At 71.6% G+C, this 23,438-nt stretch carries 23 protein-coding genes; 12 read left to right on the forward strand and 11 right to left on the reverse strand.

The genetic code is table 11. From position 1 onward, the window contains the following. Positions 1-8: 8 nt before the first annotated feature. A complete protein-coding gene (locus SLAV_RS17775; protein ID WP_030232250.1) occupies positions 9-596 on the reverse strand; it encodes a TetR/AcrR family transcriptional regulator in 588 nt (195 codons plus the stop codon). A gap of 134 nt (positions 597-730) precedes the next feature. On the opposite strand from SLAV_RS17775, the gene SLAV_RS17780 reads away from it, so the two are divergent. Beyond that, on the forward strand, positions 731-1,510 hold the full coding sequence (locus SLAV_RS17780; protein WP_030232247.1) for an alpha/beta fold hydrolase: 780 nt from the start codon (positions 731-733) through the stop codon (positions 1,508-1,510). 94 nt (positions 1,511-1,604) lie between these two features. Here SLAV_RS17780 and SLAV_RS17785 read toward each other — a convergent pair whose 3' ends face one another. After that, entirely contained in the window at positions 1,605-3,419 is a 1,815-nt protein-coding gene (locus SLAV_RS17785; protein ID WP_051841082.1) for a bifunctional metallophosphatase/5'-nucleotidase, read from the reverse strand. Between the two features lie 208 nt (positions 3,420-3,627). On the opposite strand from SLAV_RS17785, the gene mshD reads away from it, so the two are divergent. The 7 genes from mshD (at position 3,628) to pstB (ending at position 12,763) form a co-directional block, all read left to right on the forward strand. Then, a complete protein-coding gene (gene mshD, locus SLAV_RS17790) occupies positions 3,628-4,557 on the forward strand; it encodes a mycothiol synthase (RefSeq protein ID WP_030232240.1) in 930 nt (309 codons plus the stop codon). A gap of 283 nt (positions 4,558-4,840) precedes the next feature. Then, positions 4,841-7,222 carry an RNA degradosome polyphosphate kinase gene (locus tag SLAV_RS17795; protein ID WP_030240530.1) on the forward strand — a complete coding sequence of 794 codons (2,382 nt, stop codon included), beginning with the start codon at positions 4,841-4,843 and terminating at the stop codon, positions 7,220-7,222. Beyond that, positions 7,203-8,147, forward strand: a complete 945-nt coding sequence (locus SLAV_RS17800; RefSeq protein WP_037689043.1) for a CHAD domain-containing protein — start codon at positions 7,203-7,205, stop codon at positions 8,145-8,147. Before SLAV_RS17795 ends, SLAV_RS17800 begins: the two co-directional genes overlap by 20 nt. A 467-nt stretch (positions 8,148-8,614) precedes the next feature. Next, a complete protein-coding gene (pstS, locus tag SLAV_RS17805; protein ID WP_030240535.1) occupies positions 8,615-9,757 on the forward strand; it encodes a phosphate ABC transporter substrate-binding protein PstS in 1,143 nt (380 codons plus the stop codon). A gap of 127 nt (positions 9,758-9,884) precedes the next feature. After that, positions 9,885-10,874: a phosphate ABC transporter permease subunit PstC gene (gene pstC, locus SLAV_RS17810; RefSeq protein ID WP_030240538.1), complete on the forward strand. Its 990-nt coding sequence runs from the start codon at positions 9,885-9,887 to the stop codon at positions 10,872-10,874. Continuing rightward, positions 10,874-11,956, forward strand: a complete 1,083-nt coding sequence (gene pstA, locus SLAV_RS17815; RefSeq protein ID WP_030240540.1) for a phosphate ABC transporter permease PstA — start codon at positions 10,874-10,876, stop codon at positions 11,954-11,956. Before pstC ends, pstA begins: the two co-directional genes overlap by 1 nt. A gap of 30 nt (positions 11,957-11,986) precedes the next feature. Beyond that, the gene (gene pstB / locus SLAV_RS17820) at positions 11,987-12,763 is read left to right on the forward strand and encodes a phosphate ABC transporter ATP-binding protein PstB (protein WP_030240542.1); all 777 of its coding nucleotides are present in this window, start codon (positions 11,987-11,989) and stop codon (positions 12,761-12,763) included. Positions 12,764-12,874: 111 nt separating this feature from the next. Here pstB and SLAV_RS17825 read toward each other — a convergent pair whose 3' ends face one another. Further along, positions 12,875-13,873 carry an inorganic phosphate transporter gene (locus SLAV_RS17825; protein WP_030240552.1) on the reverse strand — a complete coding sequence of 333 codons (999 nt, stop codon included), beginning with the start codon at positions 13,871-13,873 and terminating at the stop codon, positions 12,875-12,877. Positions 13,874-13,878: 5 nt separating this feature from the next. Next, positions 13,879-14,499, reverse strand: coding sequence for a DUF47 domain-containing protein (locus tag SLAV_RS17830; protein WP_030240555.1), 621 nt, complete (start codon positions 14,497-14,499; stop codon positions 13,879-13,881). Positions 14,500-14,695: 196 nt separating this feature from the next. Here SLAV_RS17830 and SLAV_RS17835 point away from each other — a divergent pair, with 196 nt between their 5' ends. Next, positions 14,696-15,055: a metal-sensitive transcriptional regulator gene (locus SLAV_RS17835; RefSeq protein WP_030240557.1), complete on the forward strand. Its 360-nt coding sequence runs from the start codon at positions 14,696-14,698 to the stop codon at positions 15,053-15,055. Positions 15,056-15,137: 82 nt separating this feature from the next. Here SLAV_RS17835 and SLAV_RS41535 read toward each other — a convergent pair whose 3' ends face one another. Both SLAV_RS41535 and SLAV_RS17840 read right to left on the reverse strand, forming a co-directional pair. Continuing rightward, positions 15,138-15,335, reverse strand: a complete 198-nt coding sequence (locus tag SLAV_RS41535; RefSeq protein WP_199922239.1) for a hypothetical protein — start codon at positions 15,333-15,335, stop codon at positions 15,138-15,140. 102 nt (positions 15,336-15,437) lie between these two features. Beyond that, complete coding sequence (locus tag SLAV_RS17840; protein WP_030240559.1) at positions 15,438-16,298, reverse strand: SCO4651 family lipoprotein; 861 nt, start codon at positions 16,296-16,298, stop codon at positions 15,438-15,440. A gap of 187 nt (positions 16,299-16,485) precedes the next feature. On the opposite strand from SLAV_RS17840, the gene SLAV_RS41540 reads away from it, so the two are divergent. Both SLAV_RS41540 and SLAV_RS17845 read left to right on the forward strand, forming a co-directional pair. Continuing rightward, entirely contained in the window at positions 16,486-16,659 is a 174-nt protein-coding gene (locus tag SLAV_RS41540; protein ID WP_167456796.1) for a hypothetical protein, read from the forward strand. Positions 16,660-16,741: 82 nt separating this feature from the next. Further along, on the forward strand, positions 16,742-16,993 hold the full coding sequence (locus tag SLAV_RS17845) for a hypothetical protein (protein WP_030240561.1): 252 nt from the start codon (positions 16,742-16,744) through the stop codon (positions 16,991-16,993). Between the two features lie 138 nt (positions 16,994-17,131). Here the strand turns inward: SLAV_RS17845 and SLAV_RS17850 are convergent, their stop codons facing one another. The 5 genes from SLAV_RS17850 to SLAV_RS17870 form a co-directional block, all read right to left on the reverse strand. Further along, positions 17,132-17,830, reverse strand: a complete 699-nt coding sequence (locus SLAV_RS17850) for a phosphatase PAP2 family protein (protein WP_030240563.1) — start codon at positions 17,828-17,830, stop codon at positions 17,132-17,134. Positions 17,831-18,031: 201 nt separating this feature from the next. Beyond that, a complete protein-coding gene (locus SLAV_RS17855; protein ID WP_030240565.1) occupies positions 18,032-19,051 on the reverse strand; it encodes a C40 family peptidase in 1,020 nt (339 codons plus the stop codon). Between the two features lie 59 nt (positions 19,052-19,110). Further along, on the reverse strand, positions 19,111-20,862 hold the full coding sequence (locus SLAV_RS17860; RefSeq protein WP_051841495.1) for a serine/threonine-protein kinase: 1,752 nt from the start codon (positions 20,860-20,862) through the stop codon (positions 19,111-19,113). Positions 20,863-20,911: 49 nt separating this feature from the next. Beyond that, positions 20,912-21,706: a thioesterase family protein gene (locus SLAV_RS17865; RefSeq protein WP_030240569.1), complete on the reverse strand. Its 795-nt coding sequence runs from the start codon at positions 21,704-21,706 to the stop codon at positions 20,912-20,914. A 63-nt stretch (positions 21,707-21,769) separates the two neighbouring features. Beyond that, entirely contained in the window at positions 21,770-22,378 is a 609-nt protein-coding gene (locus SLAV_RS17870) for a LysE family translocator (protein ID WP_030240572.1), read from the reverse strand. Positions 22,379-22,450: 72 nt separating this feature from the next. Here SLAV_RS17870 and SLAV_RS17875 point away from each other — a divergent pair, with 72 nt between their 5' ends. Continuing rightward, entirely contained in the window at positions 22,451-23,281 is an 831-nt protein-coding gene (locus tag SLAV_RS17875) for a pentapeptide repeat-containing protein (protein ID WP_030240574.1), read from the forward strand. The last annotated feature ends 157 nt before the right edge of the window (positions 23,282-23,438 follow it).

Consider the following 23,438-nt stretch of genomic DNA (forward strand, 5'->3'; position numbering starts at 1 on the left):
CGCCTTCACTACCCGTCGGTAGGCACTGATTCTTCGAGCAGCTCCACCATCCGCCGCAGCCCGCGCACGAGTTCCCGCCCGGTCGGCGCCTGCTCCTCGTCGGTCAGGGCCTGCACCATCACCCCGCTGAGCAGCGCGAGGTGCACCGATCCGAGGGCCCGTACGTCCTCCTGCGCGACCTCGTCCTCGGGCACCCCGGCCAGCTGCGCGGCGACCATGCGCCGGGACCGGCGCTGCCCCTCGGCGAGCACGGCGAGCAGCTCGGGCGAGGACTGGGCGTGCACGAAGGCCTCGATGTTGGCGAGCCAGAGCCAGCGCATGTCGAGGAAGTCCCGGCTCTTGCGGTCCCAGGTGTCGGCGTAGCGCTCCTCGGCGGTGGCGCCCTGCCCGGCGAGCCGGCCCGAGCCGGCGGCCCACTCGTCGATGGCCGCGAACAGGGCCTGGTTGAGCAGGGCCTCGCGCGATCCGAAGTGGTAGCCGATCGCGGCCATGCTCACCTGCGCCGCCGAGGCGATGTCGCGCACGGTCGTGCGCGCGTACCCCTTCTCCTCCAGGCAGCGGCGCGCTCCGGCCAGCAGGTCCTCGCGATTTCCCATGCCGGGATCGTATCCGCGCCAGCATTTTGGGCGTGCGCCCAAGACGATCGTATTGCGCGCTTGCCCAAATCCTGGCAGGGTTGACCCCGTCACCACAGGAGACGCACGCAGGACACACAGGGGAGAGCGGAACCATGCGCCACACGCTGACGATCGACGACCGCACGCTGTCGTACCTGGACTTCGGCGGCCCCGGCCGCCCGCTGCTCGCCCTGCACGGGGGCATGTCCGAGGGCCTCGCCTTCGCCGGCCTCGCCGAGGCCCTGGGCGACGAGTGGCGGGTCATCGCCCCCGACCAGCGCGGCCACGGAGACTCCGACCGGGCCCCCGACTACAGCCGCGCCGGATACGTCGCCGACGCCGTCGCCCTCCTCGACCACCTCGGACTGGACGCCCCCGTCGCCCTCCTCGGCTACTCGCTCGGCGGGCTCAACGCCGTCCACCTGGCCGCCGCCCACCCCGACCGGATCTCGGCGCTCGTCGACATCGACGGCGCCGTCGAGGTCCACCCCGCGGGCGGCGCGTGGATGGACTTCCTCAAGGGCATGCGGTACTCCGCCCCCACCCGGGAGGAACTCCTCGCCGCGGCCGGGCCGATCGGCTCCCAGTTCGTCGCCCAGGCGCTGCGCCCGCTGCCCGAGGGGGGCTGGCGGCTGCCGTTCCACCCCCAGGACATGCTCGACTCCGTCGAGGCCTGCCGCGGCGACCACTGGGACGCCTGGCTCGGGAGCACGTGCCCGGCCGTACTGGTCCACGGCGTCCGCAGCACGTCCCTCCCGCAGGCACAGGCCGACGCGATGGTCTCCCGGCGGCCCGGGACCTCGTACACGCCCCTGGAGGGCGACCACTTCGTGCCCTTCACCGACCCGGCCGGCGTCCACGGGGCCGTCGCGAAGTTCCTCGCGACGCTGTAGCCGGGGCGCCTGCCCCGGCCGACGCGCCGCGAAACGCCGGAGGGGCGGCGGGCCGGAAGGCCCACCGCCCCTCCGGGCGCGCCGTACGCGGGTACTACTTGACGACCGTGATCCGGTCCGCCGCCGGCGGGGCGATCGGGGCCGCGGCCGAGGACTTCCCCAGGAGGTTGTTGAAGGCCTCCAGGTCGGGGATGCCGACCAGCTTGTTCTTGTGCTCCTTCAGGACGGTGAAGCCGTCACCGCCGCCCGCGAGGAACTCGTTCATCGCGACCCGGTAGGTCTTGGCGGGGTCGATCGCCGCGCCGTTCAGCCGCACCGAGTCCACGACGATCCGGTCCGCGCCCGACTTCGTCATGTCCAGGGTGTACGTGAAGCCCTTCGACACCTGCAGGATCTTCGGGTTCGGGCCGTTGACCGTACCGCTGACCTGCTGCTGGAGCGCGGTGATCAGCTGCGCGCCCGTCAGGTCCACCACGTTCATCAGGTTGTTGAACGGCTGGACCGTGTACGACTCGCCGTACGTCACCACGCCGTCGCCCTCGGCGCCCGCGGCCTTGTACGCCAGGTCGGCCCGGATGCCGCCCGGGTTCATGATGGCCAGCTGCGCGCCGCCCCGGTCGGCCGGGGACGTGGCGTCCAGCTGCGCGTCGGCGATCAGGTCACCGAGCGGCTTCTCCGGCGCCTCGGAGCCGCGGCCCGCGATGTCGGCGGAGATGTAACCCATCGGACGGCTCGCGACCGGGGCCGCCAGCGCGTTCCAGCGGGTGATCAGCTCGGTCATGTCCGGGGCCTTGGGCAGGTCCCGGGTGACGACCTTGTTGACCGGCTTCGGCGACTTGACCGGCGTACGGACGATGTCCTTGGTCTGCCGGTCGTAGGTCAGCGTGGTGTCGGTGAACAGCCGGCCGTACGAGGCGGCCGAAGTGACCGTGCGCGGGTTGCCCGCCGGGTCCGGGATGTTGCAGGAGTACGCCTGGTGCGTGTGGCCGGTCACCAGCGCGTCGACCTTCGGGTCGACGTTCTTGGCGATGTCGACGATGGCACCCGAGATGCCGGCGCCCGCGCCCGGGACGTCACAGTCGTAGTTGTACGCGCCGCTCGCGGGCAGACCGCCCTCGTGGATCAGCGCCACGATCGACTTCACGCCCTGCTTGTTCAGCTCGGCCGCGTACTTGTTGATCGTCTCGACCTCGTCGCCGAACTTGAGGCCCTTGACCCCGTCGGCGGTCACGACGTCCGGAGTGCCCTCCAGGGTGACGCCGATGAAGCCGATCTTCACGTCCCCCTTCTTCCAGATGAAGGTGGGCGACATCAGCGGACGCTTGGTCTTCTCGTCCGTGACGTTCGCGGCCAGGTACTGGAACTGGGCGCCCGTGTACTCCTTGCCGTACTCGAAGCAGCCGTCGACCGGGTGGCAGCCGCCGTACGCCATGCGGCGCAGCTCGGTCTTGCCCTCGTCGAACTCGTGGTTGCCCACGCTCGTCACGTCGAGCTTCATCTTGTTGAGGGCCTCGACGGTCGGCTCGTCGTGGAAGAGACCGGACAGCATCGGACTGCCGCCGATCATGTCCCCGGCCGCGGCCGTGACGGAGTAGTCGTGGCCCTTGCGGGCATCGCGCAGCGCGGTCGCGAGGTACTCGGCCCCGCCCGCGGGTATCGCCTTGGTGGTGCCGTCTGCCTGACGTTCGGTCACGGTGCCGGAGGAGCCCTGCGGGGGCTCCAGCGTGCCGTGGAAATCGTTGAACGACAGCATCTGTACGTCGACGGTGCGGCCCGGAGCCGCACCGCCGCCACTCGCGGCACCGGCCGGCAGTGCGGCGGCGACCATCGCCCCGGCCCCCGCCGTGAGGGCGAGGGCGGACAGGGTCAACCGGCGTGCAGTGCGGTGCCGTTGTGGCTTCGCTGACATTTATTCCCCTTTGTGGACAGCGAGACAACTTGGGAGGTCCGCCGCAGCCTATGGTCAACGCGCGTAGCACGACAGGGGGTATCGGGTTGCGAGCTGGTTACGCACAGCCGTCCGCCGCTCCGGCCGCGCTCGGGTCCGCGTCCAGGAACCCACGGGGCCCGGACCTGCGGAAGGCCCCGACACCGGGCGTCGGTCGTAGGCTCAGAGCATGACTGACGCAGCAGCGGCCCTGGAGCCCGGACGGCACATCGAGATCCTCGACGAGCTGACGGAGGAACAGGCCGGATCCGTACTGGACCTCATCCACGAAGCGGCCCGCACGGACGGCACCACCGCCGTCTCCGAACAGGGCCGCCTGCAGCTGCGCGGCGGCCCGCGCGAGGGGATCCGCCACTTCCTCCTGACCGACGCCGGCCGGCTCGCCGGATACGGGCAACTGGAGGACACCGACCCGGTGGAGGCCCCCGCCGCCGAGCTCGTCGTGCACCCCGCGCTGCGCGGACGCGGCCACGGCCGGGCCCTCGGCTCCGCCCTGCTGCACGCCTCCGGCAAGCGGATCCGGGTGTGGGCGCACGGCGGCAAGTCCGCCGCCCGGCACCTGGCGCAGGTCCTCGGCCTGACCCTGTTCCGCGAACTGCGCCAGCTGCGCCGCCCCCTGGGCCCCGGGGCGGCGGGCCTGCCCGACGCCGCGCTCCCGCCGGGCGTGACGGTCCGCACCTTCGTCCCCGGCCAGGACGACACCGCCTGGCTCGCCGCCAACGCCGCCGCCTTCGCCCACCACCCGGAGCAGGGCGCGCTCACGCAGCGCGACCTGGACGACCGCATCGCGCAGCCGTGGTTCGACCCGAAGGGCTTCTTCCTCGCGGAGCGGGAGGGCGAGCTGATCGGCTTCCACTGGACGAAGGTCCACGCGGAGGAGCAGCTCGGCGAGGTCTACGTGGTCGGCGTCCGCCCGGGCGCACAGGGCGGCGGCCTCGGCAAGGCCCTGACCGCGATCGGCCTCCACCACCTGGCCGCGTCGGGCCTGCCCACGGCGATGCTCTACGTCGACGCCGACAACCCGGCGGCCCTGGCGGTCTACGAGGGCCTCGGCTTCACGACGCACGAGGTGGACCTCATGTACCGCACGGAGAGCTGAGGGCTCAGGGGGGCGGGGCGAGGTCGGGGCCGGGGGACGGCGGGACTCGGCCCCGACCCCGCCCCGCCCCCCTCCCCCGCCCCGCACGCCCCCGTCGACCCCCGTCACGCCCCACCGCGCCCCCACCCCCGGGAACCGCCCGCCAGCCGGAGCCAGGAAGCCATACGCCATTAACCGGGCATTAAGACGCGCTTGCCAGTCTCCGGACATGCAGCACCGCCTCCGCCCGACGGCGGACACTTCCGACGCGCCTGTCCTCCCCCGTGCGCGGAAGAATGGAGACATGAGCCACCAGCCGAGCGCGAGCCCCGCGGGCCCCACCGAGGTCCCCGCCCAGCAGCCGTCCCGCAACGCCGCCAGCACCGGCCCCGCAGGCCCCACCGGCCCCGCCGCCGCCCCGGCGGCGGTCCCGTCGGCCCTCACCCGGCCGACCGCCGCGCAGACACCGGCGCAGGCCAAGGCCGAGGCCCAGGCGCAGACGGCCCGGACGCGGGCGCGCCTCGGCTCCATAGCCGCGCACCGCCCCCACGCGGCGGACCTCGATCCCGACCTCGACGCCGATCTCGACGCCTACGAGGACAAGGACGACGACGGCGAGCTGCCCGCGAACCGCTTCCTCGACCGCGAACGCAGCTGGCTCGCCTTCAACGAGCGCGTCCTCGAACTCGCCGAGGACCCCGCCACCCCGCTCCTGGAGCGCGCGAACTTCCTGGCGATCTTCGCGAGCAACCTCGACGAGTTCTTCATGGTCCGCGTCGCCGGCCTCAAGCGCCGCATCGCGACCGGCGTCGCCACCCGTTCGGCCTCGGGCCTCCAGCCCCGTGAGGTGCTGGACCTGATCTGGACCCGCTCGCGCGAGCTCATGGCCCGGCACGCCGCCTGCTACCAGCAGGACATCGCCCCGCAGCTCGCCGAGGAGGGCATCCACCTCATCCGGTGGCCCGACCTCACCGAGAAGGAGCAGGCCCGCCTCTTCACCCTGTTCCGCAACCAGATCTTCCCGGTGCTCACCCCGCTGGCCGTGGACCCCGCGCACCCGTTCCCGTACATCTCCGGCCTGTCCCTGAACCTGGCCGTCGTCGTGCGCAACCCCGTCAGCGGCCACCGCCACTTCGCCCGCGTCAAGGTCCCGCCGCTCCTGTCCCGGTTCCTGGAGGCCTCCCCGCAGCGCTACGTCCCGCTGGAGGACGTCATCGCCGCGCACCTGGAGGAGCTGTTCCCCGGCATGGAGGTGCTCGCGCACCACATGTTCCGCGTGACCCGCAACGAGGACCTCGAAGTGGAGGAGGACGACGCCGAGAACCTCCTCCAGGCCCTGGAGAAGGAGCTCATGCGGCGCCGCTTCGGCCCGCCGGTGCGCCTGGAGGTCGAGGAGTCCATCGACCCCGGCGTCCTGGACCTCCTCGTCCAGGAACTGAAGATCTCCGCCGCCGAGGTGTACCCGCTGCCCGGCCCGCTCGACCTGACGGCCCTCTTCGGGATCTCCTCCCTGGACCGGCCCGAGCTGAAGTACCCGAAGTTCGTCGCCGGCACCCACCGTGACCTCGCCGAGGTGGAGTCCGCGTCCGCGCCCGACATCTTCGCCGCGCTGCGCGAGCGCGACGTCCTCCTGCACCACCCGTACGACTCCTTCTCCACCTCCGTGCAGGCCTTCCTGGAACAGGCCGCCGCCGACCCGGACGTCCTCGCGATCAAGCAGACGCTCTACCGCACCTCGGGCGACTCCCCGATCGTCGACGCCCTGATAGACGCCGCCGAATCCGGCAAGCAGGTCCTCGTACTCGTCGAGATCAAGGCCCGCTTCGACGAGCAGGCCAACATCAAGTGGGCGCGCAAGCTGGAGGAGTCCGGCTGCCACGTGGTCTACGGCCTGGTCGGCCTCAAGACCCACTGCAAGCTCTCGCTCGTCGTCCGCCAGGAGGGCGACACCCTGCGCCGCTACAGCCACGTCGGCACCGGCAACTACCACCCCAAGACCGCACGCCTGTACGAGGACCTCGGCCTGCTCACCGCCGACCCGCAGGTCGGCGCGGACCTCTCCGACCTGTTCAACCGGCTGTCCGGCTACTCCCGGCGCGAGACCTACCGCCGGCTGCTGACCGCCCCCAAGTCCCTGCGCGACGGACTGGTCTCGCGCATCGAGAAGGAGGCCGACCACCACCGGGCCGGCCGCCCCGCGTCCGTCCGCCTCAAGATGAACTCGATCGTCGACGAGGCCCTCATCGACTCCCTGTACCGGGCCTCCCGGGCAGGCGTCCCGGTCGACATCTGGGTCCGCGGCATCTGCGCCGTACGGCCCGGGGTCCCGGGGCTGTCGGAGAACATACGGGTCCGCTCGATCCTCGGCCGCTTCCTGGAGCACTCCCGGGTCTTCGCCTTCGGCAACGGCGGCGAGCCCGAGGTGTGGATCGGCAGCGCCGACATGATGCACCGCAACCTCGACCGCCGCATCGAGGCACTGGTCAGGGTCACCGACCCCGCCCACCGCGCGGCCCTGGACCGGATGCTGGAGACGGGCATGTCCGACGCCACCTCCTCCTGGCACCTGGGACCGGACGGCGAATGGACCCGGCACAGCACCGACGCCGAAGGCCAGCCGCTGCGGCACGTTCAGGAGATGCTCATAGACGCCCGGAGGCGCCGGCGTGGCTCAGCCAAACCATGACCCGACCGCAGGTGACGTGCTCGGCGCGTACCTGCGCTCCCAGGCCACCGCGTTCCTGCGGGGGTTGCGCGTGCACGAGGAAAGCGGGTCCGACGCGGCGGAAAGCAGCGAGGCGGCACGCGGCCTGCGGGGGGCCGCGCGCCGCATCGCGGGCTCGCTGAGCACGTTCCGGGTGGTGACCGAGTCTGCGTGGGCGGACTCCCTGCGCACCGAGCTCGTCTGGCTCTCCTCCACCCTGGCCGACGAGCACGCGTACGCCGCCCGGCTGTCGCGCCTGATGGAGGCCCTGCAGCGGCTCTCCGCGTCGCCCGAGGTCCCGGCGCCCCGCGGCAACGCGGCCTCCGCGGGGGCCCTCACCGTGGGCTCCGCGCGCGCGGGCGCCCTGCTGGAGCGCCAGCTCACGCTGGCGCGCACCCGCGCCCACTCGGCGACCCTCCAGGCGCTCGGCTCGTCCCGCTTCCACGCGGTCGCCGACGCCGTCGCGGTGCTGGCCTCGGAGGTGCCGCTCGACGCGGTCGCGGCGCGGGGGCGGGTGGAGGACGTCCTGGTGCCGCTCGCGGCGGTCACCGAGGACCGGCTGGGTTCGGCCGTGGCCGCCCTGCCCGACACCGGCGCGAGCACCCCGTACTCGGCCCACGCGGACGGCTCCTGGCACGAGGTGCGCCGCCTGCTGCGGGTCCACCGGTACGCGCGGGAGGCGCTGGGCGCGGACGTGTCCCGGCTCGCGGCGGCCGGCGAGGCCCTGGACGTGCACCGCGACGCCTCCGAGGCGGCCACCGCCTCGGCGACGGCCGCCCGCACCCCGCGGATCGCCCCGGCCACGGCCTACGCCCTGGGCGTCCTGCACGCCGACCAGCGGCACGCGGCCCTGGCGGCCCGCCTCTCGTTCCACCACATCTGGCACCCGGTCCCCACGCCCTCCTGACGCGCCCCCGGCCCGCCCCCACCGCCCCGCCCCGACCGCCCGATCCGGGCGGTCGGAGCCCCGGCCGGGCGGAGCGCGCGCAATGGTGGAACGGTGGACGGAGGACCCCTGCCGCGCAGGGGTCGCATCCGCACCGGTTCCCGCCCCCCGGCGGCAACGGCGAAAATCGGCCACCCCACCGACGGCCCACCGGCGGGCCGGGGAAGGTCACGGTGGGGTAACGGGGGGATAACGCCCGATTGCGCCCAGGTACAAACCACCCCATCCGCACCGGGCCGTCCGCCATGGTTCACCCTCCGTTCACCAACCCCCGTCGACCGCTTCACCTGTTCTGCCTAATTTCGGTACCGCACGGTGCGAGCCGCTGGGAAAAGCAGGGCACGCGCACCACACGACCCCGTAGTCCTCTTCGCACGCCGCCCCGAACCAGAAAGCGGCCGGCGGCTCCTCGGAAGGAACACCCGAAAGTGAAGCTTCAGCGCAAGAACCGGCTTCGTGCCTCCGCCCTCGGGGCCCTCGTCGTGTCCGGCGCCCTGGTCCTCACGGCGTGCGGCTCGGACGACAACACCAAGACCGACGCCGGTGGCAACACCCCGAAGGCCTCCGCCCCGGCCCCGGGCGACGTCAAGTGCGACGGCGCCAAGGGCAAGCTCCTGGCCTCCGGCTCCTCCGCGCAGAAGAACGCGGTCGACCTGTGGGTGAAGAACTACATGGCCGCCTGCCCGGGCGTCGAGGTGAACTACAAGTCCTCCTCCTCCGGTGAGGGCATCGTCGCCTTCAACCAGGGCACCGTCGGTTTCGCGGGCTCGGACTCCGCGCTGAAGCCCGAGGCCGTCGAGGAGTCGAAGAAGGTCTGCACCGGCGGTCAGGGCATCGACCTGCCGATGGTCGGCGGCCCGATCGCGCTCGGCTTCAACGTCGCCGGCGTGGACAAGCTGAACCTGGACGCCACCACGATCGCCAACATCTTCAACGACAAGATCAAGAAGTGGGACGACGAGGCGATCAAGAAGCTGAACCCCGGCGTCACCCTCCCCTCCACCGCGATCCAGGCGTTCCACCGCTCCGAGGACTCGGGCACCACCGAGAACCTGGGCAAGTACCTCAAGGCCGCCGCTCCCGAGGCCTGGACGTACGAGGCCGCCAAGAAGTGGCCGGCCCCCGGTGGCCAGGCCGCCTCCGGCTCTGCCGGTGTCGCCTCCCAGGTCAAGGCCGTCGACGGCGCGATCGGCTACTTCGAGCTCTCCTACGCCAGCTCGCAGAACATCAAGACGGTCGACATCAACACCGGCGCGGCCGCCCCGGTGAAGGCCTCCTCCGAGAGCGCCTCCAAGGCCATCGCCGCCGCCAAGATCGCCGGCACCGGCTCCGACCTGGCCCTGAAGCTCGACTACACCACCAAGGCCGACGGTGCGTACCCGATCGTCCTGGTGACGTACGAGGTCGTCTGCGACAAGGGCAACAAGGCCGAGACCCTGCCGACCGTGAAGTCCTTCCTGAACTACACCGCCTCGGACGCGGGCCAGAAGGTCCTCTCCGACAACGGCTACGCGCCCATCCCGGGCGAGATCATCACCAAGGTCCGCGAGGCCATCAACTCGCTGTCCTGAACCACTGAGCCTCCGGGCCGGGCCGATCCCGTCCGATCGGCCCGGCCCGGGGGCCCCTCCCCTCCACCCAGGGGATCCGGTGCACCGCCGCCAGGGGGCATTGCCCCCCACCCAGACCGGAAAGACCATGGCTTCCACCACACCCACCCAGATAGACCAGGCTCCGCCGGTCACCTCCAGCGGGAGGTCCACCGGCCGCGCCGGTGACAAGATCTTCGCGGGGCTCTCCAAGGGCTCCGGCATCCTGCTCCTGGTGATCATGGCGTCGATCGCCGGCTTCCTCACCTACCGCGCCTCGATCGCACTGTCGAAGAACGAGGGGAACTTCCTCACCACCTTCGACTGGAACGCGTCGGCGAACCCGCCCGTCTTCGGCATCGCCGTCCTGCTCTTCGGCACCGTCGTCAGCTCGATCATCGCGATGGCCATCGCCGTCCCGATCGCCGTCGGCATCGCCCTGTTCATCTCGCACTACGCGCCGCGCAAGCTGGCCGCCCCCATCGCGTACGTGGTCGACCTGCTGGCCGCCGTGCCGTCGATCATCTACGGCATCTGGGGCGCCCTCTTCCTGGTGCCGCAGCTGAACGGGCTGAACCTCTGGCTCGACGAGTACCTCGGCTGGACCTACGTCTTCGACAAGACCCAGGTCGGCGTCGCCCGCTCGCTCTTCACCGTCGGCATCCTGCTCGCGATCATGATCCTGCCGATCGTGACCAGCGTCAGCCGCGAGGTCTTCCTCCAGGTCCCGCGCATGAACGAGGAGGCCGCCCTGGCCCTCGGCGCGACCCGCTGGGAGGTCATCCGGATGTCCGTGCTGCCCTTCGGCCGCTCCGGCGTCATCTCCGCCTCGATGCTCGGCCTCGGCCGCGCCCTCGGCGAGACCATGGCCGTCGCGACCGTCCTCTCCCCGAGCTTCCTGATCAACGGCCACATCCTGGACCCGGGCGGCGGCACGTTCGCGCAGAACATCGCCGCCAAGTTCGACGAGGCCAACGAGTTCGGCCGCGACGCGCTGATCGCCTCCGGTCTGGTGCTCTTCCTGCTCACCCTGCTGGTCAACGGCGCAGCCCGGCTGATCATCGCCCGACGCAAGGACTTCTCGGGGGCGAACGCCTGATGAGCCACGCACTCCAGGACCAGCGGCCGGCCCCGGCCCACAAGTCCGCCGCCCCCGCCCGCCTGACCCGCGGCGGCCTGCCCCGCTGGGCCCCGGCCGGCATCGCGGCCCTCTCGATCGCCCTCGGCTGCGGCATCGGCGCCGTCGCCGGCCTCGCGAGCAAGATCCAGTGGGGCTTGATCGCCTCGATCCTGTTCGTCGTGATCACGTACACCGCCAGCGCGGTGGTCGAGAACCGCCGCCAGGCCAAGGACCGGATCGCGACCTCCCTCGTGTGGGTCTCGTTCGTCCTCGCGGTCATCCCGCTGCTCTCGCTGATCTGGATCACCGTCAGCCGGGGTCTGAAGGCGTTCAGCGCCGACTTCCTCACCCACTCGATGAACGGCGTCACCAGCTTCGAGCCGGGCGGCGGCGTCTACCACGCACTGCTCGGCACCATCGAGCAGGTCGCCCTCGCCGCCCTGATCGCCGCGCCGATCGGCCTGCTGACCGCCGTCTACCTGGTCGAGTACGGCAAGGGCAAGCTCGCCAAGGCCGTGACCTTCTTCGTCGACGTCATGACCGGCATCCCCTCCATCGTCGCGGGCCTGTTCATCCTGACGACCTGGAACCTGGCGCTCGGCTTCGGGCCCTCCGGCTTCGCCGGCGCGATGGCCCTGTCGATCCTGATGATGCCCGTCGTGGTCCGCTCCACCGAGGAGATGCTCAAGCTCGTCCCGAACGAGCTGCGCGAGGCCGCCCTCGCCCTCGGCGTACCGAAGTGGCGCGTGATCCTGAAGGTCGTGCTCCCCACCGCCATCGGCGGCATCGCCACCGGCCTGATGCTGGCCGTCGCCCGCATCGCCGGCGAGACCGCCCCGATCATGCTCCTGGTCTTCGGCACCCAGCTGATCAACGGCAACCCCTTCGAAGGCGCTCAGTCCTCGCTCCCGCTGTACATCTGGGAGCAGTACAAGGTCGGCAGTGACGCCTCCTACGACCGCGCATGGGCCGCAGCGCTCGTGCTGATCGCCTTCGTCATGATCCTCAATCTGGTGGCCCGCGGCATCGCCCGCTGGAAGGCCCCGAAGACCGGTCGCTGACGCGACCCCCTGAAAGCGAAGTGACCCCTCATGGCCAAGCGAATCGACGTCAGCGGCCTCTCCGCCTTCTACGGCACCCACAAGGCCATCGATGACATCTCGATGACCGTGGAACCCCGCTCCGTGACCGCCTTCATCGGCCCCTCCGGCTGCGGCAAGTCCACCTTCCTGCGCACCCTGAACCGCATGCACGAGGTCACCCCCGGCGGCCGCGTCGAGGGCAAGGTGCTGCTGGACGACGAGAACCTCTACGGCACCGGCGTGGACCCCGTCGCGGTCCGCCGCACGGTCGGCATGGTCTTCCAGCGCCCGAACCCGTTCCCCACCATGTCGATCTTCGACAACGTGGCGGCGGGCCTGCGCCTGAACGGCCGCTACAAGAAGTCCGAGCTGACCGAGATCGTGGAGAAGTCCCTCCAGGGCGCCAACCTCTGGAACGAGGTCAAGGACCGCCTGAACAAGCCGGGCTCCGGCCTCTCCGGCGGCCAGCAGCAGCGTCTGTGCATCGCCCGCGCCATCGCGGTCGAGCCCCAGGTCCTGCTGATGGACGAGCCCTGCTCGGCCCTGGACCCGATCTCCACCCTCGCCATCGAGGACCTGATCGGCGAGCTGAAGGAACGCTTCACGATCGTCATCGTGACGCACAACATGCAGCAGGCCGCCCGCGTCTCGGACCGCACTGCCTTCTTCAACCTGGCCGCCGTCGGCCAGCCGGGCAAGCTGATCGAGATCGACGACACGGACCGGATCTTCTCCAACCCGTCCGTCCAGGCGACCGAGGACTACATCTCCGGCCGCTTCGGCTAGACCGGGATGTGAGATGCGTCCTGCGGTGCTGCATGGCGGTGCCACCGCAAGGCGAAAGAAAAGGGCCGGCTCCCCCTGGGTGGGGGGAGCCGGCCCGCTTTCGTACCCGCGCTACACGAAGGCGAGGTCCACGATCCAGAAGCTGAGCGCCGCCACCAGGGCGGCCGCCGGCATGGTGATGAACCAGCCCAGGATGATGTTCTTGGCCACGCCCCAGCGGACCGCGTTGACGCGCTTGGTCGCACCCACACCCATGATCGCCGAGGTGATCACGTGGGTCGTGGAGATCGGCGCGTGGAAGAGGAAGGCCGAGCCGAACATGATCGACGCACCGGTGGTCTCCGCCGCGAAGCCCTGCGGCGGGTCCAGCTCGATGATCTTGCGGCCGAGGGTGCGCATGATGCGCCAGCCGCCCGCGTAGGTGCCCAGCGACAGCATCACAGCACAGACGATCTTGACCCAGACCGGGATCGCCGCGCCCGCGGACTGCACGTCGGCGATGACCAGGGCCATCACCACGATGCCCATCGTCTTCTGGGCGTCCTGGAGGCCGTGGCCCAGCGCCATGCCGGCCGCCGACACCGTCTGCGCGATGCGGAAGCCGCGCTTGGCCTTGTGCGGGTTGGACCGGCGGAACATCCACAGGATGGCGACCATGACCAGGTAACCGACGACGAGGCCGACCACCGGCGAGACGAACATCGGGATGACGACCTTGTCGATCACCCCGGACCAGATCACCTCGGTCCCGCCGGCCAGGGCCGCGCCCACCATCCCGCCGAACAGCGCGTGCGAGGAGGACGAGGGCAGGCCGAAGTACCAGGTGATCAGGTTCCAGACGATCGCGCCGACCAGCGCCGAGAAGAGGATCCACATGCCCCGGTTGCCGTGGGGCGTCTCGATCAGGCCCTCACTGACCGTCTTGGCGACCCCGCTGCCCAGGAAGGCACCGGCGAGGTTCATCACCGCGGCCATGGCCAGCGCAGCGCGCGGCGTCAGGGCCCGCGTCGAGACGGAGGTGGCGATGGCGTTCGCCGAGTCGTGGAAGCCGTTCGTATAGGTGAAACCGAGCGCGACACCGATGGTCACGATCAGAGCAAAGGTGTCCACGTGGTTCAGGACTCCTTGACCGCGATGGTCTCCACCGTGTTCGCGACGTGCTCGAACGCGTCGGCGGCCTCTTCCAGCACATCGACGATCTGCTTGAGCTTCAGCACCTCGATGGCGTCGTACTTGCCGTTGAAGAGCTGGGCGAGCAGCTTGCGGTGGATCTGGTCCGCCTGGTTCTCCAGCCGGTTGACCTCGATCCAGTACTCGGTGAGGTTGTCCATGGTCCGCAGGTGCGGCATGGCCTCAGCGGTCAGCTCGGCGGCCCGCGCCAGCACCTCGATCTGCTGCTCGACGCCCTTGGGGAGCTCCTCCACGTTGTAGAGGACGACCAGGTCGACGGCCTCCTCCATGAAGTCCATGATGTCGTCGAGGCTCGACGCGAGGTTGTAGATGTCCTCGCGGTCGAACGGCGTGATGAAGGAGGAGTTCAGCTGGTGGAAGATCGCGTGCGTCGCGTCGTCCCCCGCGTGCTCCGCCGCCCGCATCCGCTCCGCGATCTCGGCCCGGGCGGAGGGATCCGCTCCGAGCAGTTCCATCAGGAGCTTGGAGCCCGTGACGATGTTGTCCGCGGATGCGGCGAACATGTCGTAGAAGCTCGTCTCCCTGGGGGTCAGACGAAATCGCACGTGAGGTCCTCGGGGTGCATTGGATTCGGTCAGGCTGATGCTAGGCGTATCCCCCGGCCACGGCTAACCGGCGCGGTTCCCCAGTGTCCTCCATCGGGCACAGTGGGCGAGACGGACCCCTGTCCCTCGGACCGGGGCGAAGTACCCTATACCCATGAGGGGTATGCGCCCCTCATTCCGGACCACGGGAGGACCCATGACGACCATCGAGGCGGAGGGCTCCGGAGCCGAGACGGGCACCGCCCCCGGCACCCTGACCCACGAGGGCGGAGCCGTCCACGGCTACCACCACCAGAAGGACGAGCACCTCAAGCGGCTGCGCCGCATCGAGGGCCAGATCCGCGGCCTGCAGCGGCTCGTCGACGAGGACGTCTACTGCATCGACATACTCACGCAGGTCTCGGCGAGCACGAAGGCCCTGCAGTCCTTCGCCCTCCAGCTGCTGGAGGAGCACCTGCGCCACTGCGTCGCCGACGCGGCCGTCAAGGGCGGCACCGAGATCGACGCGAAGGTGGAAGAGGCCACGAAGGCCATCGCCCGCCTCCTGCGCACCTGACCCCCGGCGGCGGCGCCGCACCCGCGGCTCCGCCGGAATCCGGACACGGACACGGAGACGGACACGGACACGGACAGGGGTCCTAGAGACAGATGCCCATCAGCACCTCGTCGATCCGGTCCTGACTCAGTCGTTCCTCCACGGCCGTCGAGGCCGCGATGATCAGCTCACCGCACAGCTCGATCTCGGCGAGTGCCACGTGGTCCTGCACCGTCGTACCGCCCGCGGGAGTCACGCGTGTCACCTCTCTCTGCCGCCCTCGCCCGTCGGCGCTCGGCATCCCAGCGTAGGGATCGCACGTCGTGCCGCGCATGACACGGATGGACCATTTCCGGATAGCGGGGTCATGGCCCGGACGCACCGTCCGGGCCCGCCGTACCGGCTAGTCGGCGATCTTCCCGGCGTAAATGTCCCCGCTTGCGGGCAATACGACGGTCACCGGCGTGCCGAACCCGTACAGCAGCGTGGTCGAGGAGACATCGATCACGCCATTCTTGACGTACGTGAAACGGTGCCTGACCTGCCGCAGGCGCCCCTCCTCGTCCAGGTAGGCGTCGAAGGGCACGCTGTCCTTGCTGAACCCTTTCGCCGCCGCCTCCAGTGCCCCCTTGACCCCCGGCGAGGCGCTCTGCGCGGCCCGCCCGATGTCCGTCGTGCCCCGGTAGTGCCGCACCTTGGTGCCCGACACCTCGGTGACGCCGACGTACGTCACCTCCTGCGCCCCGCGCAGCAGCTCGGCGGCGGCCAGCGGATCGGTGGCCCCGCCCGTGACGAGGTTCCCGTCGGAGAGCGCGGCCGTGTCGAGGCGGACCCACTTGTCGTCGGGCACCCCGGCGCCCCGGTTCTTCATGTAGAGCGCGCCGGGGACGAGCAGCTCGGTGATGGGCCGGTGCTCGGGTTTGCCGGTCACGTCGGCGGGGAGCATCACCAGCAGCTGCCCCATCCGCTTCCTGAAGTCGACGCCGCCCTCGCCGCGGATGGTGACCCGGGTGCCGCCGGTGGCCATCTCCATGGCCGTACGGGCCTGGGCGCTGCCGGTGGCCACGAGCGCGTCGGCCGCCCCGCGGACGGCCGCGGCGGGATCCCCCGGCGGCCGGTCGTCGCCGGCGGCCGCGGTGGTACCGGTCCCCGTACCGCTCGCGGCGCCGCATCCGCCGAGTGCGGCGACGGCCACCGCCACGCAGACCGCGAGCACCGCCTCACCCGCACGCCTTCGTCTCCGCCTGTGCTGGTGCACCACCATCGCCTGCCAACCCCCAACGCGTTGACCGCTGTTTGCCCGAGACCCCCACCCGCTCCGGTTAACGAGGTCCGGGGTTTCCCGTCACGGCCGGGGACTGGCCGAGACCCGTACCGGGCCCGGTCGGACCGGGTACCGTGGGGATGTGGATCCGCACACCCAGGCGACTCCGGTCCCTCCGTTTACCGCTGTGCCACCTCCGCGTCACCCCGCGGAACCGGCGCAGCAGGCGCCCGGCCACATCACCAGCACGGCGGAGCGCGGCTCGTTCTGTCTGGCCGTCTGCAGTTGCGGCTGGACCGGTCCGGCCCGCCGCTCCCGCGACCTGGCCCGCAGGGACGCCACCCGGCACAGCGGGGAGTAGGCCCCGGCGGCGCCGTGGGGGCGGGTCGCCCGTTCGGACGGCCCGGGTGGCCGGGTGGCCGGGGAGCGGCTGCCCTGGAGTCATGCCAGGAACCGCACCCCGCCTCGCGGCCCTCCTCTGGGCCCTGCTGATCGCGCTCACCCCGGCCGCGGCGGCCTGGGCCCGCCCCGTGGGCACGGCGGACGGCCCGGGCGACGTGGCACTGGCGATCGGGGTCACCACCGCCGCGGCCGTGGCGACCGGGCTGTGGCTGCGGTCGCGCTACCGCCGTGACGACCCGGAGGACTCCGGCGCGGGCCGCGAGGACGGGGGCCCCGGGGGCGGCGACCGGTGAGTCCGCGTCCCCGCCCCCGTCCGGCGGCGGTGCGGCTGTGCTTCGGGGCGGCGGTGCTGTGCCTGCTGGCGGCGGTCCTGCTCGCGCTGTGGAACGCGTACGGGGGCTGACCGCGCCCCCTTTCCCGCCCTTCCCCCCTTACGCGGCGAGGTCGCTCTCGGCCGGCCGCTGCGCGAGCTCCACCGGCCGGGCCACGACCCGTTCCCCGGCCCGGACGAGCCGCCCCGCCCGCGGCGCCCGCGCGAGCGCCCGTACCAGCGGGGTCAGCGCGGCCATGGCCAGCGGCGCGAGGAGCAGCACGACGGCGGTGCCGAGCGCGAACCCGCCGATGACGTCGGTCGGGTAGTGCACGCCGAGGTAGACCCGGCACAGTCCCTCGGCGAGCGCCAGCCCGATGCCGACGAGCCCGAGCCGGCGGTTCGCCAGGAACACCCCGACGCCGAGAGCCATCATCAGGGTGGCGTGGCCGCTGACGAAGGAGTACCCGGCTCCGGGCCCGCCGGACATCCCGCCGAGCACCTCCAGCCCCTCGTGCAGGACGAACGGCCGCGGGCGCGCCACGAACCCGCGCAGCGGCACGTTCACGAGCAGGGCGACGGCGGCGGCGAGCGGTGCCCAGACGAGCGCGGCGAAGGATTCGGCGGCGGCCGTCTCGTCCTGGCGCCGGGCGCCGCGCCAACACCACAGCACCAGAAGGACCATGGCCAGCGGCAGCCCGTACCCGCCGACGAGCGCGACGCCCCGGTCGAACCAGCCCGGGGCGTGCCGGGCCAGGGCGTTGATCTCGTACAGCAGGCTGACATCCACATTCGGCCCACCTGTTGTGAGTCCAGCCATGCGACGCGGCCCCTTGCTTGCCTAGGTCCCCTGTGGACGCACGCCGGTGTGCGCCCCTCCAAACCCCCCGCCGATCACGTCTCGTGTTCATGGAACGCCCGTTCCGGCAGGTACGTTCCACTCTCCACCGAATGATCACTCCAACGTTATCCAAGAGTGATTCGTCGTCGCAGCTCAAGGCCTCCGCTTCACGGAGTGTCGCTAGGCCGCCGGGGTGGCGGCCGCCCGCTCCGGAAGGGCCGCGGCCCCGTCCTTGGTCACCCGGGTGGCACCGAAGTAGTCGGGAGTGTCGATCTTGTCGAAGCGGATGACCGCGCCGGTGTACGGGGCGTTGATCATGTAGCCGCCGCCCACGTACATGCCGACGTGGCGGATCTCCCGGGAGTTCGTCAGATCGTCGGAGAAGAACACGAGGTCACCGGGCAGCAGTTCGGCCCGCGAGGGGTGCGAGCCCGCGTTGTACTGGTCGTTGGCCACGCGCGGCAGCTCGATACCCACGGTCTCGTACGCCGCCTTGGTCAACCCGGAACAGTCGAACCGCCCGTTCTGGTCGGGCGTCCCGTTGCCACCCCACAGATAGGGCGTCCCGAGCTGCTTCTGCGCGAAGTAGATGGCCCCGGCGGCCTGCTGCGAGGGCGCCACCCGGCCGACGGGCCGGGCGAAGCTCTTCTCCAGGGACCGGATGGCCTTCACGTAGCCCTGGGTCTCGGTGAGCGGCGGCACGCCCCCGGCCTTGATGACGCGGTAGGGACCGGCGTTGTAGGCGGCGAGCATATTGTCCGACGCATCTCCCGGTACTCCCGCGACGTCCTTGGCCAGTTGGCAGTCGTACGAGGCGGCCGACGGGATCGCGTCCTTGGGATCCCAGATGTCCCGGTCACCGTCACCGTCGCCGTCGATGCCGTACGTGGCCCAGGTCTCCGGGATGAACTGGGCGATACCGCGCGCGTCCGCGTGGCTGACCACATCGGGCTTCCAGTTGCTCTCGGTGTACAACTGGGCCGCGAGCATGGCTGGATTGAGCGCGGGGCACAGGTTTCCCCACTTCTCCACCAACGGCTGGTAGATCGCCGGAACCGCCCCTTTGACCAGCGCCACGGCGCCCTGCCTGCCGCCCTTCGTGAGACCCGCCGCCGCCGAGTACGTGCCGACGACCAGCAGCGCGACGAAGGCCAGGCACACGCCGATCCCGATCCCGCTTGCCACCCAGAATTTGCGCACCCGTCAACACTGCCGCATAACAGGTCGCCTGACAGTGCATTCATCAGTCTGTCTTGACGTTATTTCACCGGAAAGCCGGTGCAGTAGAGGCTGCTGTATTCCCTGAGGCCCCGGACTCGATAGAACAGCACGGTCCAGTTGCCCGGATCGTTGGCCACCGGGATGGCCGGGAAGTGCCGCGTGTTCCCGTCGTTGTCCACGAGCTGTGTGGCGAAGTCGTCCGGGTAGGTCAGGTAGACGCCGCCGTCGGAGGTCTTCTGGGTGAGGTCGATCGGCTTGCTGGTGTAGCCGATGCTGTGGTTGTAGTCACGGAAGTTCTCGAACGGCCGCTGGGTCGTCGAGTCGATCTCGTGCGGCGGCTTGACGCCGACGGAGACGAGGTAGGGCCCCTTCTCCTGATGATATGGCTTCAGCATCACATGGATCTTGACCTTGCCCGCGACCGCCTTCGCGTTGGGGTCGGCGGCGTCCACCGCGGAGCCCACCAGGTACTGCGCCCGCTCCTCCGGCGGCAGGTTGCAGCTCCCCTCACCGGGCGCGGTACCGGTCCACAGGTCCCGGGACACCGTCGCGGGCTCGATGTGATCCGGCACGGACCCGGAGCCCGCGGTCGGGGCGGACGAGGCCGGTCCCGGGGCCGGGCCCGACGCCTGCGGCCCCGAGGGCGAGGAGGCCGGACCGCTGGGCGCGCCCTGGCCCGCCGGCGTGGCCCGGCCGGACGGCGGTCCGCCCGCCCGGGCACCGTCGCCGTCCCCCTTGTCCTGGAGCAGCAGGTACCCGCCCGTCCCGAGCCCGCCCACCAGCAGGCCCGCCACGACCGCCACCGCCCAGCGGGGCACGGACCGCGTCCGCTCCGTGGCGGGCGGGCTCGCGGGCACGTACGTCGGTACGTAGCCCGAACCTCCTGCGGGCAGCCCCGGCCCGATGGTGGACGGCAGCATCCCCGGGACCTGGCCCGTACCGCCCGCGGTCGCCGTGAGCGAGGCGTAGACGGGGTCGTCGACCAGCGCCGAGTCCACGGCGCAGCGGCGGATGATCTCGGCGAGGGCGGGCCGGGCGCCCGGCTCCGCCACCACGCAGGCCCTGATCAGCCCGGCCAGTTCGGGCTCCACGCCCGCGACGTCGATCTCCCCGTGGACGGCGCGGAAGTTGACCGTCGTCGGATCCCCGGTGCCGTACGGGGCCCGCCCCGTGGCCGCGTAGGCGAGCGTGGCACCGAGGGCGAAGATGTCGGCGGCGTCCGCGGCCTCCCCGCGCAGCAGCACCTCGGGGGCCGTGTAGCCGGGGGTGCCGGGAGCGGAGCCGGCCTGCGTCAGAGCCGTCTCGGCCACGCCCTTGGCGATGCCGAAGTCGATGAGCTGGGGCCCCTGTGCGCCCAGGATGACGTTCTGCGGCTTGAGGTCGCGGTGGGTGACCCCGTACGCGTGCACGCTCGCCAGCCCCTCCGCCAGCGCGGCGAACAGCCTGCGGCAGGCGGCGGCGGGCAGGGCCCCGAACTCGCGCACCGCGTGGCTGAGCGTGGGCCCGGCCACGTACTCGGTGGCGAGCCAGTACGGGGGCGCCGCCAGCGAGGCGTCGATCAGGTTCGCCGTGTACGCGGAGCGCACCGCGCGGACCGTCTCCGCCTCCCGGCGGAAACGCGCGAGCGCCTCCGGATGCCCGGTGATCTCCTCTTTGATCACCTTGATGGCCACCAGGCGACCGCCGGGCGAGCGCCCGAGGTACACCTGACCCATGCCCCCGGCCCCCAGCCGGGCCAGCAGCGTCTGTGCCCCTATATGGGCCGGGTCGTTGTCTCTCAGCGCCTCCACCCGCACGAGAGTGCCATACGGATGGTCCGGCGCCACAAGGGGATTGGTCTCAGCGCCCCGCCACGAACAGGCTCTGCGCCCCCCGCCCGATCGGCCCCTTCTCGTCGTGCAGCCGGGCGTCGGCCAGGCCGATGCCCGCCGCGTCCACGCTCGTCCGGGACTCCACGCAGACCCACTCCCCCACCGGGTGCCGGTGCACGTGCACGGTGAGGTCGCCGTTGACGAACACGAAGCGGCCGAAGTCCATGACCGCGCTGATGCCGTTCCCCGAGTCGGCGGCCACCAGCACCCGGTCCAGCGGCCGTACCGCCTCCCCCGCCACCAGCGGCACCCGCATCCGCATCCAGCAGGTCCCCGGCCCCGGCTCGGTGAAGGCCCCGTCGGTGAACCGGGCCTCCACCGAGGAGTGGTAGCCCTTCTCCCACGGCACCGGGAAGAACGGCGACGCCACCGCCTCCCCCGGAGGCGGCACCACCACCCCCGGGACCACCGCGGGCACCGGCTCCCCGGCCACCCTGATCCGCAGCGCCCGCGCCAGCATCACCGGGCCGGAGGCGCCCTCGGGCGTCAGGGCCGCCTCGACCAGCTCGGTGCTGCGACCCGCCCGCAGCACGCTCGTGGTGATCTCCAGGGCGCCGATCGGCACCGGCCGCAGGATCTCGTACGTGACGCGGGCGATCCGCATGTCCTCCCGCGCGCCCGCCCGTTCGTCGATCTCCCGCGCCAGCAGCGCGGCCGGCGGCCCGGCGTGCTGCGATCCCGCGTCCCACGGCCCGCGCGTGGCCTCGCCCGCCACGAACCGCCCCGCGCCGATCCGCTCGTAGAACCCGTCCTCAGCGTCCATGCCGCCGCACGCTACCCACAGGTAACCCCGGGCACCAGCCCCTCGCGGCGAGCCGCGCCCCGCTCAGCGCGCGAAGCCCAGCCCCACCCCCAGCCCCACCAGCACCGACCCGATCGCCCGGTTCAGCGCCTTCTGCGCCTTCAGCATCCGGTCGCGCAGCCGCGAGTCCGAGAAGAACAGCGCCACCGCCCCGAACCACACCAGGTGCGCCGCCGACATGAACAGCCCGTACCCCGCCTGCCGCCACGCCGGCGTCCCCGGCTCGACGACCTGGGTGAAGGTCGACACCACGAACAGCGTGGTCTTCGGATTCAGCACGTTCGTCAGGAACCCGGACCGCAGCGCGCCCAGCGGACTCAGCCCCGGCTTCGACTCCAGGTCCACGGTCAGCGTGTCCGGCGCCCGGAAGGTACGGATCCCGATCCACACCAGGTACGCGGCGCCCGCCAGCTTGATCGCCGTGAACAGGGCGGTCGACGAGGCGATCAGCAGACCGACCCCCAGCATCGTGTACGAGACGTGCACCAGCACGCCGGCCGCCACCCCGGCGGCCGCGAACAGCCCGGTGGGCCGACCGTAGAGGTAGCTGTTCCTGACCACCATGGCGAAGTCCGCGCCAGGACTGATCACCGCGAGCAGGGTGATGACGGCAACTGCGATCACTTCTGTCATGTACAGATGCTCCCCGCCCCCGCCCCGCGGATCAAGGCACTCCGACACCGCGCCTGCGGTGACAATGGAGGGGTGTCCACCACCGCCCGCCCCGCGCACCCCGAGCTCCCCGTCCTGCAGGCCGACTGCGGCAACTGCTTCGCCCTGTGCTGCGTAGCCCTGCCCTTCGCCAAGTCCAACGACTTCGCCGTGAACAAGTCCGCCGGAACCCCCTGCAAGAACCTCCGGCAGGACTTCCGCTGCGGGATCCACACCCGGCTGCGCGACCAGGGCTTCCAGGGGTGCACCGTCTTCGACTGCTTCGGGGCGGGACAGCAGATCTCCCAGGTCACCTTCGGCGGCCGCGACTGGCGCGCGCACCCCGACACCCGGGCCGCGATGTTCGAGGCCTTCCCCGTCATGCGGCAGCTGCACGAGCTGCTCTTCTACGTGGCCGAGGCGCTCGGCCTCCCCGCCGCGGCCCCCGTCCACCCGGCCCTGCGCACGGCGCTGACCCGGACCGAGGCCCTCACCCGGGCCGACGCCGAGGAACTGACCGGCCTCGACGTGGGCACCCTGCGCCAGGACATCAACCCCCTCCTCCTCAAGGCGAGCGAGCTGGTGCGCGCCAAGGCCCCGGGCCCCCGCAAGAACCACCGCGGCGCCGACCTGATGGGCGCCCGCCTCGCGGGAGCCGACCTGCGCGGCGCCAACCTGCGCGGCGCCTACCTGATCGCCGCCGACCTCGGCCGCGCCGACCTGCGCACCGCCGACCTGATCGGCGCCGACTTCCGCGACACGAACCTCCGCGGGGCCGACCTGCGCGACGCCCTCTTCCTGACCCAGGCCCAGCTGAACGCCGCCCGGGGCGACGCCGCCACCCGCATCCCCGCGTCCCTCACCCGCCCGTCCCACTGGCAGTAACCCGGGCGCCCCGGCGCCGCGGCGCCCCGACCCGCGGCGCCTCGACCCGCCGCGCCCGGCGCCCGCCGTGCGCGCGTGCGCCCCTCGCGCTCCCGCCCGCCCTTGCCCCCGTACGGTGAGCGACCCAACCGGAAGCCAACACTCCGGTCCGTGACCG

It is taken from the genome of Streptomyces lavendulae subsp. lavendulae, assembly GCF_002803845.1.
GTDB lineage: Bacteria > Actinomycetota > Actinomycetes > Streptomycetales > Streptomycetaceae > Streptomyces > Streptomyces lavendulae.